At 58.0% G+C, this 15,761-nt stretch carries 16 protein-coding genes; all 16 read left to right on the forward strand.

The window, feature by feature from the left end; all coding sequences use genetic code 11:
• The first annotated feature begins 19 nt into the window (after positions 1-19).
• Positions 20-715, forward strand: coding sequence for a hypothetical protein (locus BG83_RS0126400; protein ID WP_024979575.1), 696 nt, complete (start codon positions 20-22; stop codon positions 713-715).
• A gap of 553 nt (positions 716-1,268) precedes the next feature.
• Positions 1,269-2,522 (forward strand): hypothetical protein, encoded by a 1,254-nt coding sequence (locus tag BG83_RS0126405; RefSeq protein WP_024979576.1) that lies wholly within the window; start codon positions 1,269-1,271, stop codon positions 2,520-2,522.
• Between the two features lie 76 nt (positions 2,523-2,598).
• Positions 2,599-2,973 carry a hypothetical protein gene (locus BG83_RS29155; RefSeq protein ID WP_182557885.1) on the forward strand — a complete coding sequence of 125 codons (375 nt, stop codon included), beginning with the start codon at positions 2,599-2,601 and terminating at the stop codon, positions 2,971-2,973.
• Complete coding sequence (locus BG83_RS0126410; protein ID WP_024979577.1) at positions 2,970-3,530, forward strand: hypothetical protein; 561 nt, start codon at positions 2,970-2,972, stop codon at positions 3,528-3,530. Before BG83_RS29155 ends, BG83_RS0126410 begins: the two co-directional genes overlap by 4 nt.
• A 453-nt stretch (positions 3,531-3,983) precedes the next feature.
• The gene (locus BG83_RS0126420; protein ID WP_048932974.1) at positions 3,984-4,970 is read left to right on the forward strand and encodes a DUF7221 family queuine tRNA-ribosyltransferase-like protein; all 987 of its coding nucleotides are present in this window, start codon (positions 3,984-3,986) and stop codon (positions 4,968-4,970) included.
• A gap of 124 nt (positions 4,971-5,094) precedes the next feature.
• Positions 5,095-5,610: a hypothetical protein gene (locus tag BG83_RS0126425; protein ID WP_024979580.1), complete on the forward strand. Its 516-nt coding sequence runs from the start codon at positions 5,095-5,097 to the stop codon at positions 5,608-5,610.
• Positions 5,611-5,789: 179 nt separating this feature from the next.
• The gene (locus BG83_RS29160; RefSeq protein WP_080693756.1) at positions 5,790-6,068 is read left to right on the forward strand and encodes a hypothetical protein; all 279 of its coding nucleotides are present in this window, start codon (positions 5,790-5,792) and stop codon (positions 6,066-6,068) included.
• On the forward strand, positions 6,065-6,349 hold the full coding sequence (locus tag BG83_RS0126430; protein ID WP_024979581.1) for a hypothetical protein: 285 nt from the start codon (positions 6,065-6,067) through the stop codon (positions 6,347-6,349). The genes BG83_RS29160 and BG83_RS0126430 overlap by 4 nt, the downstream gene beginning before the upstream one ends.
• A 420-nt stretch (positions 6,350-6,769) precedes the next feature.
• A complete protein-coding gene (locus BG83_RS0126435) occupies positions 6,770-7,108 on the forward strand; it encodes a hypothetical protein (RefSeq protein ID WP_024979582.1) in 339 nt (112 codons plus the stop codon).
• A 108-nt stretch (positions 7,109-7,216) separates the two neighbouring features.
• Positions 7,217-7,402, forward strand: a complete 186-nt coding sequence (locus tag BG83_RS0126440) for a hypothetical protein (protein WP_024979583.1) — start codon at positions 7,217-7,219, stop codon at positions 7,400-7,402.
• 278 nt (positions 7,403-7,680) lie between these two features.
• The gene (locus BG83_RS0126445; RefSeq protein ID WP_024979584.1) at positions 7,681-7,899 is read left to right on the forward strand and encodes a hypothetical protein; all 219 of its coding nucleotides are present in this window, start codon (positions 7,681-7,683) and stop codon (positions 7,897-7,899) included.
• Positions 7,900-8,082: 183 nt separating this feature from the next.
• Positions 8,083-8,538, forward strand: coding sequence for a hypothetical protein (locus tag BG83_RS0126450; RefSeq protein WP_024979585.1), 456 nt, complete (start codon positions 8,083-8,085; stop codon positions 8,536-8,538).
• Positions 8,539-8,656: 118 nt separating this feature from the next.
• Positions 8,657-10,471, forward strand: a complete 1,815-nt coding sequence (locus BG83_RS0126455) for a hypothetical protein (protein ID WP_024979586.1) — start codon at positions 8,657-8,659, stop codon at positions 10,469-10,471.
• Positions 10,472-10,805: 334 nt separating this feature from the next.
• Complete coding sequence (locus tag BG83_RS0126460) at positions 10,806-12,434, forward strand: ATP-binding protein (RefSeq protein WP_024979587.1); 1,629 nt, start codon at positions 10,806-10,808, stop codon at positions 12,432-12,434.
• A 211-nt stretch (positions 12,435-12,645) separates the two neighbouring features.
• Positions 12,646-13,404, forward strand: a complete 759-nt coding sequence (locus BG83_RS0126465; protein WP_024979588.1) for a phospholipase D-like domain-containing protein — start codon at positions 12,646-12,648, stop codon at positions 13,402-13,404.
• 1,115 nt (positions 13,405-14,519) lie between these two features.
• Positions 14,520-15,758, forward strand: a complete 1,239-nt coding sequence (locus tag BG83_RS0126475) for a site-specific DNA-methyltransferase (RefSeq protein ID WP_024979590.1) — start codon at positions 14,520-14,522, stop codon at positions 15,756-15,758.
• Positions 15,759-15,761: the final 3 nt, after the last annotated feature.

Consider the following 15,761-nt stretch of genomic DNA (forward strand, 5'->3'; position numbering starts at 1 on the left):
AAACCGAGATTCAATCGAAATGCCTTTCCTCGCCATCAGTTGTTTCCTTATGTACGCGAACCTCATCGCGGCGATACGGGGACTCCTTCGAGGGGGAAAAGCCCGTTGGCTCGGCCAAGTTCACTTGTTCGCCTGCGGGGTAGCGTCTGTTGCGTTCCTGCTGGGAATTGAATTTCTGCCTCCCGCTGCTGGAGGGATCGACAGCGGTGCCTACAACTGGGCCCCAGTAGCCTACCTCTTGTTTGGCTGCATCAGCTTGATTCTGTTCGGGTTCAAGCTGGTGCTGGCAGCACGTGCTCAAAAAGGTGCGATCGGCGGTGGCCTGCGATTCGGTATGACCACTTGGGCTGTACTTGCAGCGATTTATATGTGCGCCACGCCTATTGACCACCTGATTTTCTTCCGCAATCCGGCGAACTCAGGCGTCATGGATGTGACCTTCTCGGGCGAGCATTTGGACTGTAGCGGAGACATGCTGATCGTTAGGATGGAACACCAAGCTGCGGTGTACCGCTGTCCGAAATCCATCCGCCTTGGGCGTGACTATGCGCAGCCGTTCGTTCCTTGGCCGAGCTACACGGAAGGTGAAAGCAAAACACTGAAGGCCAGTATCGACAGGGTCCTGTTGGAGGCAGCCCAATCTGGCGATGTGGTTGTGAAGGTGCCGGCGGACCCAGCCCAGTTGAATCCCATCAAAAATGCGGGCGACAATTAGTTAGCTCGACCTATATGGTTCACGGGCGGGGTACGTCGATCCAGTGGGTTAGTCGCCGCCTTACGCCGTTCGTCTTGGACCCGGTGCCAACGAGAGGAGTCCATCTGTGAGCACCTCAAGGGAGGAAGCGTTACACGCGCTAAATCGAGCTTGCAAGGTTCGACAGCGGAGCGGCCGCTACGCCTACGGCACCATCGTCGAGGTGCATGCAAGTGGCGACTATCTAAAATTCCAGAAAGGAATGGATGGGAGATTGAAGCCGCAGTGGTATCGCCGGGAGAGCGTTGTTTTGCTGCCTGCGGATCCCGATGCAGAGAGCACCTAGCGCGCACGTACTCGCCCCTCCATATCTGGGCCGCCTCGTGGGCCCCATGTCGGGAACCACAGGCAGCGCTCAACTTGAAACCCCTCCCGTTTGTGGCTCCTTTCTAGATTGTTCGCGTAATCGGGCGCAGGTATCGTCATCTCCATCTTCCACAAGTGGTGATCGCGCGCGCCTGGCAATTATCCGGCGCAGCCGCACCACATGCAGTGACGAGCAACGGAGAACGAAATGCTGACAGAAGTGGAACGCCTCGACTTGCGTGACCAGCTTTTCGCGAAGCGCTTCCAAGCAGGACACAAGGAACAGATCTTCGAGCTGCTGGCGGTGGTGCCAGGAGAGAAGGACGGTGCCGAGGCGGTGGTTCACTATTCGTTCGCGCCGCCAGTGTGGGAACGGTCAGCTTGTGCCACCGACCACCACGTGTATGTAGCCCAGCTGATTGGCAGCACCTCCTACAAGGGTCGTGCAATCGCATGCGTGCATCACGACTACTTGTGCGACGAGTGGCCGATCGATTGGAACGCTACAGCGAAGCACCCTTCCAGAGACTTCCCAACCTTGGTAGTGCGCGAATACGCCGATGGTTCAGTGAAGGGTGTGCTCATGCGCCAGGCTCGGTCATATACGTACGTTGGATTCACAGCGGACTACGTCGAGCCTGAAGAGGTGGAGACCGCTCTCAAGATGCTGGGGGCCTTGGCGCCCCGTCAAAAGTACTGCGGATGGTTCAAAGACTCCGACATCGCTGCGGAGTCCCTGGAGGCGGCAATCTCCATGACGGCAGAGTCCCCAGGTGGGCAGAAGTTCGTTGTGCTTTACCGCGACATTGAGTGGTTCTCAGGGATCTGGAACAACCCCACGAAGGATGCACTGCTGGGCGGGACCTTCAGTTTGACGAGCGTTGCTGACTTCCACGGTACTCGCGTGTCGAGAGCTAAGCGAGCGTCACGACCAGGGTTGGTCGAAGTCCGGAAGAATATGGCGATCTCCGGGAGCTATTCTGCGCTTCGTGCTGCGCTAAATCTGCTCACGGATACAGTTCCTTGGTCCAAGATTAAGCAAGACTACGAAGCGAATGGCGCTGTGAAGTCGTTGTGCGATTGGTGGAACGCCAACGCTCCCGAGGAGATGCGATTTGCCGGCGCGTTCCGAGTATATCGCTGGAATCCCGGTGATATGACGTTCGTTGCAGGTGATCCGGAAGAGCCTGCAATGCAAGCCAACGTGGCGGCAAACCTGCGCTCCTTTGCCCTCTTCGAAGAGGTTGGACAGCCCACAGTCCTCGTTTGGTTTTTGCGCGGACGTGCGTTCAATGCCGAAGAATCTGGCGGCACTGTGATCTTTTCTGCCAATGGCGTCCCTGCCTACGATCTAGCTCAATCCCTCGAAGAGACTGACGAAGCGTACTACTCGTTGGTTGGTCTTGAGGAACTGTGGGTCAACGCCAGAATGTCCACGGCGGCTCATGAAGTCACCACTTAAGCAGGGCGCCGGCCGCGGTCCAGAAAACGGGCGAACCCATTATTGAACGAAAGGGGGCTTCATGCTGAGTAGTGCCATGTTCGCCACTGGAATTATATTTTGGGGCCTGGTGTTGTATTTCGTCCTCTGGCTGATTGCAGAGTTGATCTGGGCGTCAATTACGACTGCCAGTTGGCTGCGATTCGTGTGCCGTGCGGCGCGACTTCGCGGTGCCAGCCGTTACCCGACCGTGCTGAAGCTTGCCTCGCTATATCTGAACAACTGGCCAATATTTTTTGGCTTCAGGAAAGGCGGATTGGTGTACCGCGAGTCCAATGGCGTATGGGAGGGGGTGGGCCATTGGAAAGTCCATCCACCTACGTCGCCATTTGACGCGAGCCACGCTTTGCCGTTCCACACCGGTAATGCGAGTCCAAATGTTGCAACCAAAGATCTATCGACCTCTAAATGAAAATCAACTTCCTGGCCAACGCAGCCGCGCTCACGTTGCTGATCGTTTTTGCCGCTGCGAGCCCCGCGAATGCAGAATACCGACAGGTCTATGCGTGGACGGAGGGCCGAGCGTCGCCCGAAGGGCACAAAGAGACATCGATTGCGGACGTGCGAGCGGCGAAGGAACGGCCCAATGGAACGTTGGGCGGAATGACAGCAGTCAGCGTGAAGGTGCTGCGGAAAGGGGCTCAGGAAGTCGAGCGCAACGTCATCATTCGCGATGGGGGGTACGCAGTGATCGGCGAACGCTACGCGTTCCCCATCGCGACTATTGGCGAACAGATCAATCCGGATGATTTCAGCGGGTTCTGGCGGCTGACAATCAGTAAGGTCACGTTCGACCAGAGCGGCGTCGCAATGGTGGATGCTACGCTGGATTCGCGGGAGGCGCGCCAGCATGCCGCGTCGCAAACACTGTCAGTCCGGATTGGCGCCGGCGGCGAGGGAGCCATCATTCACGGCGTCAACGGCAAGGATTACGTTCTTAGCGTACGGCACGTCGAACCGGTGATCTAACGCTGTGCCGCAATCAAAATCGAAGTGACGGGACCCATTTCGGGCGACTCAGCGCTTAATTGAGGCCAGACAAGACGTCACGGTTCTCAGATAGGACTCAGATGACTCTACGCTTTCAGGTGTTTTCACGGAGCGGAACAAGCTGTCCCTCGTACTCGGCACCGTGGTATTGGTTGGCCTCGCTGGTCGCCACGTTCCGGTATGGCAAGGGCGATTACTGCAGGATCCTGGATGCGCGCACGGGCGTCACGATGATGGAATGGAAGTTGGCGAAGAGCGCAAGCTAGATTTCGCGCTATACTTTCGCAGCAACATTCGCAAGGCAGCTGGACCTGATCTAGCCAATGGCACCTAGTGCCTCTCTCTTGCCGCCCAGCGCGGCGTCTTTGTTCAAATCCCCGCGGGGCAGCATCCCGCTCCGGGTCCTGCTTCGCACGTATCCTGGAGCAGGAAATGAATCCGTCTTTGACCCGTTTGCTTGAGTCGCGCATGCCGCGTGACCAAGTCAATGCGTATCTCGATCCGGGGTTGGTTACCCGTGTCGGCATCCCTCATCGCAGTGGCAAGCTCGTGTTCCACGCCTTCAATGAAGGTTACCCGGTGATGGTGAGTGCAAATGCGTTTTGGGATCCGGCTGCACGTCAGTTCGCGTTTCCTTCCGCAACTGACCTTTCCGAGTTGGACTACGCGTTAGATTCGGCCGGATATAGCGCGATCTCGCTTTGGCAAAAGAAGGGCACGCAATCTGGGATAGCGGGAGTGTACCCCTGGAGTTTGGAGCAGTACCTTGCTTTTGCAATATCGACTCGCGCGAGTTGGTATGCGCAACCCGACTTGTGCTGTGAGCCCGAAATATGCAGCAACGATGAGGAAATCGACTACCGCATCGACGCCACAGCAACACTGTTGGAAGGTTGCCTTCGGATCGCCTACGAGTACCAGAACCAGCTAGTCCAGCAAGGGTGGTCTGAGTCATCTGTTCGGAATGAGGTGCGTCTTCCCGTGCCTGTCTTGCAGGGCTGGCGAATTTCACACTACGCAAGGAGCCTTGAGCTCATGCGCGCGGTATGGGAGCGCTGGCAACCTTGGGCAGCGCCGCCGGCGCTGATTGGCCTCGGGTCGGTCTGCCGACGAAGCTTGGGGCATCCAGATCACGGTCTGTTCGCAATCCTCGCAAGTCTCGAAGGAGAACTTCCTGAAACCAGTCGATTGCACTTGTTCGGCATAAAGGGAACTGCAATCGACCAACTGAAAATGTTCGACTGGATCGCGTCGACAGATTCGATGTCCTTCGACCTCGGTGCGCGTCGAAAGGCCTTTGAAGCTGGGATTTCCAACACCATCGACCATCGGAAGCGCGAGATGAGTAAGTGGATGGAAACTGCAAGGCGCCGCGCCATGCCGGCAACCGGCGATCAGTTCCGCCTCAAGCTGCACTGAGTCCTTTCATTGTCAGATGTTCAAGCCCTTCAGTAGTTGGGCTCGCGCATCACTTTCTTTTATCACCCTCGCGGGGCAAACTCCCCGCTGGGTGGTTTGCTTCGCACCAAACACGGAGCAATTCATGCAGAACAACCTGGTTCTCATCCCAACGCATCTGATCCAATCGCTGCTCGCTTTCGCGAAAGCACATGAGCACAGCGATGCCCCCCCTGGGGCAGGGGGCGCTGGAGCGATAGGTGCCGAGGCTACCTCGAGGCTTACGCCGGTAGGCAACGCGATTCCAGAAGTAGAGGCACTGCTTGCTGCCAGCAAGGGCGGTTTCGCCGATGTCGCGGCGGTGGCTTGTCTCTCGACCTGTCACATTACGGCCGAGACGAACGGAATGCTCGAGCTGGCTGGCGATCGCAACCCTTGGTTTTACGGCCAGTACGAGTCGGGCTACTGGATTTGGGTTCCTCAGGAAGACCCCATAACTGGCGCCTACGCATTCGCGCTGGCGGCACCAGAAGACATCAGATCGATCTGGTCGTGGGCTCGCGAGCGCGGCTTTTTCTGGCTCCGTTTGGATGCTGACGGCTCGATAGTCGATGGCCTTCCGACCCACAGTTGGGAGTCGTCGGCAGACTTGGGCGGTTGATTGGCCATAGCTTTTAGACCGGGGTCACCGCAAGTAATTCTCGCGGTGATTTTTGCTCCGGCAGTTGGGCCAAACTAGCTAGAGTGGCGCCATTTCGGGCGCTTCTTTCGATCAATCCCTCGCGGGCGACAGTCCCGCGCGGGGCCGCTCTGCGAGGAAACTTTCTCAGGAGCAGATTTATGACCACAACGGTCGATATGGCGGCAACGCCAGCACCAACCAGTGAATTGTCGCCAGGCTTTCGACGAATGGAGAATGGCGTCGTCACTCGTGTCCATCACGACGATTGCCCGGTTTGTCATGGCAAACTGACGCACCACTCGCCGAATGGCTTCGACAAGATCTTCGAATGCCACGCGGCGGGGCACCATCGCCACATGATTCGTGGCATTACGGGCGAGTACGTCACGATGTCCGCTCTGATGCCGAAGCGAATTCAGAACGGAGGCTCACTATGAAGAATCCATTGACGGCCCTGCAATTCCCTGTGGTCGTGAAGGTGGTTGCCTTCGACACGTGCTTCCCAATTGAGCTCCACGCGGCCGGCACGCTGTACGCCGACGGCGGTGTGTCGATCCAGTATCCGTTCAAACCTGCAGAAGGTGTGGATGATGACGCGGATCCGAAGGACCCTTCGGCTGCTGCGATCGACATCTCCTACATCGTGTTGCCTGACGGTGCGGAAGTGATGCGAGCCTCCGGCTTCTGGCGCGAAGTTGCCAGTCCGCCGGAGATGTAGGTTTTCCTCCTAGGGGGATGCGCCCAGATCAACTCCCGACACGGGGTTGGCTGGGCGCTTTTGCATTCTGGCAAGGCAATGAGGCTGATTCCAAGACAGCATGCGGCACTCATTCGTCACCTTCGACGAAAGATCGGAGAGGCGGCACTCCAGGACGGTCATCAATGCATCAAAGGCCGTGCATGCCCGCGCACCGGCGCTTAGGTTGCCTCGACGTGCTTCGTGTCGTAGAAAATCCTCTACAATCGATCCCGATCTTCGATCCGGGAGCTGGACCGTCTTTCTAGCCAACAGTGCCGGCCATATGCTGCTGCGCACTTCGTCACGGCGGTGTATCACCGCCGCTGTCATCTATTTCAACCCGGAGGGGCAATCGCCCCTCGGGCAATTGCTTCTCCAGTTTTCCCAGGAGTAGCAAAAATGCAGATTCATCTTCAGGATGCAGCGGTTCAAGCGGCCCTCATTGGAGGGCTATTCACGCTCACGGCTGCAATCATCGCCGCGGCAGTCGCCGCAGTCGTTGGTAAGCGGTTTGACAACCAGCGACGGCTAAAGCGCCATCTCCGAACGGCCATCAACGATCTCGCGTTCGCCCTCGCGGTGGAGGACGCCCATTGTGAGATGCACGCCAAGGAACACGGCGAGTCGTTCAAGAACCGTGTCCGCGACAAGGTTCGGGAACAGGGGTACGAGTGGTCGGGCAAGTTCACGCCTGGCCGTGCTCGAGTCACCCTTAAGCACGAAGGCTCTGCCGACTGATAGCCGGCTGAGCGGCTGAATCCTTCGCCCCGACCGCCTGAAGGCAGTTGGGGCGCTCTATCTATGCCTCTGTCCAACCAATTCGAGCCCCAGACGGGGCCAACGTCCATGACACTCACTGACATGAAGGTCCAGCAGGTTCTTAATGACCCCAGCACTTCCGACTGGCTCAAGAATGCACTCCGGGCCCAGCTCGAGCGGGATCCGGTAGACGCAGCAAATGATGCCGACGTTTTGGCTGAGATCTTTCGCTCAAAGTTGGCGGAAGTCTTCGGGACAACTGGCTCGGCGTAACCGATACCTTTTCAACGCGCCAGCGCTTCCCATTGGGAATTGGGGGTGTAGAATGTCCCCTGATCCTTGATCCGGTAGCTGGACGTAACCCAGCCTTTGGGGTTTGGTGAATATCAGCCTCACATCCTTCGATCTTGCGGCCATTTCTGGCGCCGCAAATCCCTCTCGGTGAACGAAGTGTTCTGGTGAATCAGTTTCGCTTTTGTCATCGATCACACCCTCGCGGGTTGCAGTCCCCGCGTAGGGGGCTGCTCCTTGCATCAATCTGGAGCCAAGCAATGACTCTTACTCAAACGACGTTTCCGCTGTACGTGCGTTGCGCACTTGAGACGTTTTCCGCCCACGGCGAACGTACGAAGGCGCGACTGTGCGAGCTGCTCGACTTTTTCTTCAAGTCCACTGGCCAGCTGCAAACCGACGAGCGAAGTTCGCTCGAAACCATGGCGGTGGCCTACGCAAAACAGCGTTGGCAACTCGGGGCGGTCGAGGGCTTCTGAGCCCGCAGCCACCGGGCGCGCATAGGTCACCGTATTCACTGACCTAAGCGGGACTTCAATCCAAGCGGGAGGTCTTCTTCCGTTCTGTCGGACTCCATTTCATGGCGCCGGCATCAAATTGACCCTCGCGGGGACGCGCTCCCCGAAATGGGGGCGCTTCTTCGCAAACCTTCGGAGAAGTAAATGACATCGTTTGTTGATCGCGTCAACGCGCCAATCTCGGCCCGCCAGCGAGCAATGCTGGAGCGCGATGCGCGTGACCTGTATGGCGCAGCTAAGCGCAAGGGGACCACGCTGGACCGCTGGGAGCACGCGTCTGAAGCCCCAGCTGCCCAGGAGCATTTCGAGCTCGGTTGCTGGCTGTACTACTTCACGCAGCGCTTCCGGAGTGGTAAAGACGATCTCGATCTGCGCATCGATATCGTTCGCCGTCTGTTTCTGGCTGGCCTCTACAACCCGGGCTACATGTTTTTCACCGTGTTCGATTTTGGGGAGCGTCAGTTCGACTCCATCTTCGAGCAAGGTGATGCTGAGCAAGTGAAAGAAGGCCTGCGCGCGTACGTTGCCGACGACAGAATCCGAAAGGGTTTTGAGCAATGCGGCTGGTCGAGTGAAGGCGTTCAGCCGGCGCTGTTCTAACGAATCAGCGCCCACCAGGCGCCATTGGTCACCGGATTTACTGGCCTTGGCGCTACCTCAACCCCTACGGGAGAACTTCTCCCGCTGGGGGCTGTTCTCCTCCTAATTGGAGAACAGTATGTTTGACGAGATCCGAAACAAGATGGAAGCGGTGATCGTGATCCTGATGGACAAGATCGCTGCTGGCCATGGCCTGCAGGTTGGCTACAGCGGAGGCAAGGATTCGACCTGTGTCGCAATCCTGATGCTCGAGGCTGTTCGTCGATCGTGTCTGGCCGGCGTGCAACAGGCCCGGCACTACATCGCAACGTCTAACACGACGATCGAGAACCCGTCCATTTCCAACCATTTGCATATCGCGCTCGAGGAGTTCCGTGCGTTCTGCGAGGAAAACGACCTGGACGTCGGCGTGCACATCGCGGAACCTTCGCTTGCTGCGCAGTTTGTTGTTTCGACAGTAGGGCGTGGCACCTTGCTCCGTACACCTGAGAACGGTGTGCGCGATGGGAAAGTGATCCGTGCCTGCGCGGACGACTGGAAGGTCAAACCGCTTGGGCGCTTGCGTGCATTGCTTGAGAAAGAGGCGGTTGCCGCGGGCTTTCGCGAAACCATTGTGCTACTCGGTACTCGCTACGACGAAAGCGCGGCGCGATCTAGCCTGATGTCTCTCCGAGGCGAAATTGCTTTGGATGCGGTCCGGCATAAGGATGGTTACCTCACGCTATCGTCGATCTGTGATTGGAGTCTGTCAGATGTCTGGGACATGCTTGCAATGTTCTCGGATGAGCGATTCGCACCGTTCCCATCTCCTCTGAGCGTTCGGAGCATCGGCCGCATGATCGATCTCTACCGCGCGGGCAATGAAGGTACGTGTGGTGTGACGGTCGGCGACAGCGGCAACAAGGCAGCATGTGGTAGCCGGTTCGGTTGTTCGATATGCGGCGTTTCAGGTGAGCGGGACAAGTCGATGGAGTCGATGATTCAAGAGCCACAGCATGCGCATTTGGCCGGAATCAATCGAGTCCGAAACTATCTACTTGCGACGCAGTGGGATCTCAGCAAACGCGAGTTGGTCGGGCGTACGGTCAGCGAAGCCGGCTATACGCGAGTGCAGGCCGACGTCTACTCATACTCTCACCGTGTCGCGCTTCTGAGATACCTCCTGACGCTCGACGCGACTGAAATCGAGCGCGCAGACCGGCATCAAGCTGATCTGGCCACGGGAAAACTGGAAGACACCCCGGTGAACCGAGAGCTCTGCGATATTCAGTTCCAGTTGGTGACGCCGCAGCAATTGGTCGCGATCGACTTCTTCTTGTCGATGCACCACTATGCGCCGCAGGCCTTCCCAGCGGTGGCGATTTGGCACGACGTGCACACGTTGGGCCGACGCTATGAGGTTCCGGTCGTCGCGACATACCCAAAGATTCCGATCCCGCTTCATGGGTGGTATCGGGTTGGACAGTACGATGCCGAGGCACCTGTGGACGGCCTGCGTGATTACGGGGCGGAACAGTGGAACCGATATCGTCACGGCAAACGGGTTTCAAACTATGCAGCAACGACGGCCGGCGAACGCGTAGTCTACTTCGAAGAAGCTGACCAGCTTGAAGTGGACGCCGAGGCCGCGTGCGCATTTGTTACCTGTACGTTCGACACGCGCTTGATGCTTGAAACTCAGTCTGAACCCGCAATCTCTTCCGCGCGGTTTTGGCTGAACGAAGGGATCTTGCGGTTGCCGTCAGGCATGGCTCAGCGGTATCAGGAAATGGCGAAGCGAGGGCAGTACTTCACCCGCCTCGCCGAGCGGCTGAACCTTACGCCAACCGAACTGGATGAGCATCTGATCCGGAACGCAATCGGCGATGCAGAACACAAAATGCTGCTCAGTCGGGACGACCAGCAAAGGGATCTGTTCCAGGAGGCAGCGTAAGCAAGCTGCTTGCGATGGCGACTTCATTGCGCTTCCCCGCCTCGACCCCACAAGGGGCCGGGGCATTTTTTTTGTCCAAAGGTGGCTGGTAATTGCGATGGCACCATCGAAGCGGCCCGCTTGTACTTCCTATCGGGAAACTGAGTTACAATCCATCCCGATCCTCGATCACGGTAGCTGGACCGTGCCCAGCCAGGCTGTTGTTGTCCGCTTTCGACACAGCAGCAATTCAACTCTTGGAACCGCCTTCGGTTGGAGGTGCGAATTCCTATCTCACCCTCGCGGGGCTTTCGTCCCGCTGGGTCGTTTGCTCCGCATTTTCTTTGGAGCAAACATGTCCTCTTCTTCCGTACGTATTGCAGTCAACCAGGGCAACCTGGTCAAGAACCTGAAGTTCGCGTTCTCGAATTTCTCGACCTTCCTGGCCGAGCTGATTCAGAACAGCCGTCGAGCCGGCGCAAGCATGGTCGACATCCGCCTGGAAGGAAAATCGCTGACTGTCATCGATGACGGTCAAGGGGTCCAGGACTTCCAGAAGCTGTTCACGATCGCCGAGAGCGGCTGGGATGCTCAAACGCAGTCGCTCGAAAACCCATTTGGTATGGGGTTCACAAGTGCACTGTTTGCGTGCGAGGTGCTGAAGGTCGAGTCCTGCGGACAACGCCTCGAGGCGCGCACTCTCGACTTGCTCGAGATGCGTGATTTCTCGCTGCAAGCTGGTGAGGTGGCGAGTGGCACACGGCTGACCTTGAGCAACCTGACCTTCGACGAGAATCGTATAGGCAGCGCCTTGAGAGAGATCGCGCGCGGCTACCCGATTCCTATCTTTTTTAACGGCGAAGAACTGGAGCGACCAGACGCTCAGGACGCCCAAACGTTCGTCGCAACACCGGTCGGGGCCGTTTCGATTCGCGACCTCAAGGGCTTCGGATTTGGACGGCGGACCGCAGTGTATCTTCAGGGCATTCGCGTACTGGGAAGCCATTCCTCGCGCCCCGACGCTATCGTTCACCTCGATAGCGCAAGGTACAAAGCGAAGCTGCCTGACCGCAACTGCCTGATCGATGCGGAGGACAAAGCCAAGGAAATCGAGGCGCAGGTGTCCGCAGTCGCCTATTCCATGCTCGCTGAGCTGCAAGGCAAGATGGACCCCGTCGAGTTTGCCAATGCCTACTGGAGGGTTGCGTCCAAATGTGCGCCGGATCTGCTCCGCGAGCTTCCTGTTGTACCGGCGAGCGAGGTGGATATCCTGGACGATCTGCGATGTTTTGCGGATTGGCACAGCCCTTATGCTCACAGGGGTGCAAATGCCCAGCCTCTTAAGAGGTCGGATTTCGAGAAGGGAGTCGTACGAGTGGTTCGTGGATCCGGAAGTGTGGATCTCGAGGAAGACCTCCTCAGCGCAGTCAAGAGAGCCTACGTTATGAAGATGGAAGCCTTTATTGTTCGGGGAGAGGTCCCCAAAGGTCACTGGCTCATGAACGCGCCTCTGATTGACGATCTCGAAGTCAGCTTCGAGATCGTGAGTCCTGGAGCAACAGCGGGATCCGACCATGAAACGCACTCATTCGACATACAGGTCTGCGACGGGGTGCTTATCAAGGGGCCTTGGGGTGATGTCAAGGTTGCCGATCACGAAATCGCGATCGGTCACGGAGAGAAATCGTTGGAGAGCGTTACCGTCTACAGCCCGCCCAGCGCAAGCAAAGGTGAAGGTGTTTTGCAGTTCAACGCATTCTCGGACGACGATCGCTATGATGAGCAGTACGAGCGCGAGTGCCTGGCGAAGTACAGCCGATGGATCAAGCAGGCTCGGAACGTGAAGCCGCAGGATCTTCTAACCGATCTTCTGTCGGACGTCTGGGTGGACACTGACTCAGTACGCAATACGCGTTTTGTCTTGGAGGTAAACGCACACGGTCGTCTCAACATCGTAGAGCAGTTGCCTGCCGTGGTCGCTTAGTTTCACTATCTCACCTTTAACCCGCGCGCTGCGCGGGTTTTTTTTTGCCTGCACGGCAGCGCAAGGCTGGCAAAGAACATGCATCAGTGAGACCATAACTTCCCGATAGGAAGTTGAGACGCCTTGACCTGGCCAACATCGTCACCAGTAGAAATCGGTGTAGCGGTACGTAGCATTGGCGTCGTAGGTACAACCAGAACAGGACAGGACCATGAAGAAGCTATTCATCTGCGCAGCACTCCTAATTGCGCCTGCATTCGCGCAAGCGGGGATCGTCGATTCGGCTCTCGACAGCATTGGCATTTGGCATGGCAATCGCGTCGAGCAACCGACTTCCCATTCATCCCCTGACGTGCTGGCCAAGATCGCCGCGGCAATGTCTCGAGACAACCGTGAGGGCGGTTACCAAAACACTTCGTACCAGGGCCGCAGGGGGTACCACGGTTCTCGCGGCTACGACGAAAATCAAGACGATGCCGCCAGTTCGTCGGGTGAAAGTGCGGTGACGGTACCGGCAGCAGGCACGATCGAAGTCGGCTTCTCGCCCAATCGTTCGGCGATGAATGTGGCGCTGCATGTCGTAAAGGCTTCCACGCGATCCCTGGATATCGCAGCCTACGAGTTCACGAACAAGCGCTTTGAGAAGGCAGTCGTCGCCGCCATGCGTCGTGGTGTGCAGGTGCGCATCGTTGTCGATGCGAAGGAGAACGTCGGCAAGGGAGCTTCTATAGCCGGACGTCTTGCTGCGGTCGGCGCGCAGGTCCGGTATGTGGATGACGCACCGCTGATGCACAACAAGTACCTCATCAGCGACGGAGAGACGGTCGGGACCGGATCGCTAAATTTCACCGTTCGCGCTGAGAAGTACAACCACGAAAACTTCCGTGCTGACTGGCGCAATCGTGCACTGGCTCAACAGTACATGGGCGACTTCAACGGTATGTGGGCAAACGGCCATCCCTGGCGTTAAGTATAGACAGCGGACGGCAGAATGTCAGGATTGGGGAGGGGATGCTGTGGCGCTTCAGAACTGCCTTCCTTTCCCGGTAAAGCAGAGTTGATCCCTGCCGCCTTGAGCCATTCTGCAGCGTCGAAACAGAGGAGTCGAGAAAGACATGGCTTTTGACGGATGCAGCGGGGCGCCCGCCGGAAGCGGTTGGGGCTCATATGGCCCGACGCCAGGTGAAGACAGCGCTCCCGTGAAGGCAATGCACTTGATCATGCGGGGTGCTCCTCGAGAGATGCGGCTCAGGCCCTACGACGCACTCTCCGCTGCTCTCTTGCACCTCTACGAGGAGGTCCGTTCCGAAAACGCCAAGCGAGCTAAAAGGGGCGCGAAGCTTGCATATGGGACGGCGGTCGCAGCGGTTGATCGAGTTCTCTTCCCCGATCTGCTCTCAACTGTGATTGGGCTCGACGAAGGGTGTCGCGTGCGGGTGCGGTCTGACGTCGAGTTTGGCTCGGAATGCCACCAGAACGCCACGCGGGGACGTCTGGGAACAGTCAGCGCAATTGGCGCTCACGACGATGTTGAGGTATGGCTAGACCCTGTTGAAGGCGCGGCCGGCTGCACTTTCACATACCCGAGAGATGCGCTCCAGCCATTGATTGGTCTCAACGGGGACGTCTTGCGCGACCCTAGGACGCTCAGACTGGCGGACTGGCAACTCAAGGCGATGGCGGATGCACTTGCCCTCAATCTGGGGGCCGAGAATGTATCTGCGGACGTCGCGGCCCGGCTCTTGAGGGCTGCAAGCGGAATCCTTAATGCGAATCCGGCTGCTGCGCCTGTAGGGGACTAGCAGCCGACTCGCGCCGGTGGAACCAGCGATGCGAGCGGATGCCTTCGCGCAGTGGATCACAGGCGAGCGCGCATGGGCGTGCCTGTTTCTCGATGCAGGGCGAACTTTTCAACAGAAAGATGGCCCGCATGCACGCTAATTCGGAGTGGTTCGGCGTGGGGCATTCTGGCCCAATAGACGCTGCAGCGGGTGTTGGTTTCCCGCAGGGCTAGAAATAGGCACCGTCTCTGACAAGCTGGAAGGGTCGACGCCAATGCGCGTCCTACTTCCAGAACTTCCAGCTATGCAATTGGACCTCTTTTCGCACGTCGCGAGCGCTTACGCGGATGCTCCGGGCGGTCGCCTGACGAATAAGCAGTTCTACCAAGCCGTCGCTGTACGCGCGGGCATTTCCATCCAGGAGCTCCACGAGAAAACGCCGATCGGTGATGACGGCAAGCTTTACTCGCTCGTTCACCGGAAAATGCGGTGGGGGCAGCAGTCGCTTCGCCGCATGGGTATTCTCGAGCGCGTGGCCGGTGAGCGCGGTATCTGGCAACTCACGGAGTCGGCCGGCAAGAAGCTGGATGAGGCAGGGAACGAAGTTCAGCTGATCGCATTCTCGACAAAGCTCGGGATCGCAGTCTTCGGGAACTGCAAGCAGGTGTTTGCGGGGCTCAACGAGCCGGTGCATTTGGTCATAACGTCTCCTCCGTTTTTGCTCGCCAAGCCGCGTGCATATGGGAATCCCCCCACGATGAAGGAGTACATCGACTTCGTCTGCGAGACGATTGAACCGGTGTGCCGCCATCTTGCCCCCGGCGCGAGCATCATCATCAATTTGACCAACGACGCCCATGTCAGGGGCTCGCCGGCCCGCTCGACATATCTCGAGCGCCTGGTGTTGGCTCTTGAAGACCGACTGGGTCTTCACCTGATGGACCGTATTGTCTGGAAGTCTTCAAAGGCACCGGGACCGACCCAGTGGGCATGCCTGAGGCCGATCCAGCTCAAGACCGCCTATGAGCACTGCTATTGGTTCACCAATGACCCGTCGCGCGTGCGCTCAAACAACAGAAAGGTCCTGTTGCCGCACACCGAGCGCCACTTGAGGTTCATGGAGGAGGGGGGCGTCAAGAGGACGGCATCCTACGGTGACGGGTCGCAAGTGCACCGTCTGGGTCAATACGGAACGGTGACGGAAGGCCGCCTGCCTTCGAACGTGCTCGAAGTGGGCACGTCTTGCGCCGACACTCGCGCGTATCGCCGCCGAGCTGCAGAGCTCGGGCTGCCCCTGCACGGCGCGATGATGCCCACACGCATTCCTGAGTTCTTCATCAAGTTTTTGACCGAGCCAGGTGAGCTGGTGGTCGACCCGTTCGGCGGCACAGGAAAGACCGCACTTGCCGCGGAGCGACTTGGCCGGCGCTGGGCAATGGCGGAGAAGATGCTGCAGTACATCCGCGGAGCAGCAACGCACTTCGAGCAGTTTGACGGGTATTCACTAAACCCGCTGTTCGAGCCGGTTAAGTACGCTGCATAAGGA

Origin of the sequence: Ralstonia pickettii (assembly GCF_000607165.1) — a bacterium.
Taxonomy (GTDB): domain Bacteria; phylum Pseudomonadota; class Gammaproteobacteria; order Burkholderiales; family Burkholderiaceae; genus Ralstonia; species Ralstonia holmesii.

Coding starts and splice junctions, on each gene's coding strand:
- BG83_RS0126440 (WP_024979583.1), top strand. CDS start 7,217: ATGACACTCACTGACATGAAGGTCCAGCAGGTTCTTAATGACCCCAGC.
- BG83_RS0126425 (WP_024979580.1), top strand. CDS start 5,095: ATGCAGAACAACCTGGTTCTCATCCCAACGCATCTGATCCAATCGCTG.
- BG83_RS0126445 (WP_024979584.1), top strand. CDS start 7,681: ATGACTCTTACTCAAACGACGTTTCCGCTGTACGTGCGTTGCGCACTT.
- BG83_RS0126475 (WP_024979590.1), top strand. CDS start 14,520: ATGCAATTGGACCTCTTTTCGCACGTCGCGAGCGCTTACGCGGATGCT.
- BG83_RS0126460 (WP_024979587.1), top strand. CDS start 10,806: ATGTCCTCTTCTTCCGTACGTATTGCAGTCAACCAGGGCAACCTGGTC.
- BG83_RS0126405 (WP_024979576.1), top strand. CDS start 1,269: ATGCTGACAGAAGTGGAACGCCTCGACTTGCGTGACCAGCTTTTCGCG.
- BG83_RS0126400 (WP_024979575.1), top strand. CDS start 20: ATGCCTTTCCTCGCCATCAGTTGTTTCCTTATGTACGCGAACCTCATC.
- BG83_RS0126430 (WP_024979581.1), top strand. CDS start 6,065: ATGAAGAATCCATTGACGGCCCTGCAATTCCCTGTGGTCGTGAAGGTG.
- BG83_RS0126410 (WP_024979577.1), top strand. CDS start 2,970: ATGAAAATCAACTTCCTGGCCAACGCAGCCGCGCTCACGTTGCTGATC.
- BG83_RS29160 (WP_080693756.1), top strand. CDS start 5,790: ATGACCACAACGGTCGATATGGCGGCAACGCCAGCACCAACCAGTGAA.
- BG83_RS0126455 (WP_024979586.1), top strand. CDS start 8,657: ATGTTTGACGAGATCCGAAACAAGATGGAAGCGGTGATCGTGATCCTG.
- BG83_RS0126420 (WP_048932974.1), top strand. CDS start 3,984: ATGAATCCGTCTTTGACCCGTTTGCTTGAGTCGCGCATGCCGCGTGAC.
- BG83_RS0126450 (WP_024979585.1), top strand. CDS start 8,083: ATGACATCGTTTGTTGATCGCGTCAACGCGCCAATCTCGGCCCGCCAG.
- BG83_RS29155 (WP_182557885.1), top strand. CDS start 2,599: ATGTTCGCCACTGGAATTATATTTTGGGGCCTGGTGTTGTATTTCGTC.
- BG83_RS0126435 (WP_024979582.1), top strand. CDS start 6,770: ATGCAGATTCATCTTCAGGATGCAGCGGTTCAAGCGGCCCTCATTGGA.
- BG83_RS0126465 (WP_024979588.1), top strand. CDS start 12,646: ATGAAGAAGCTATTCATCTGCGCAGCACTCCTAATTGCGCCTGCATTC.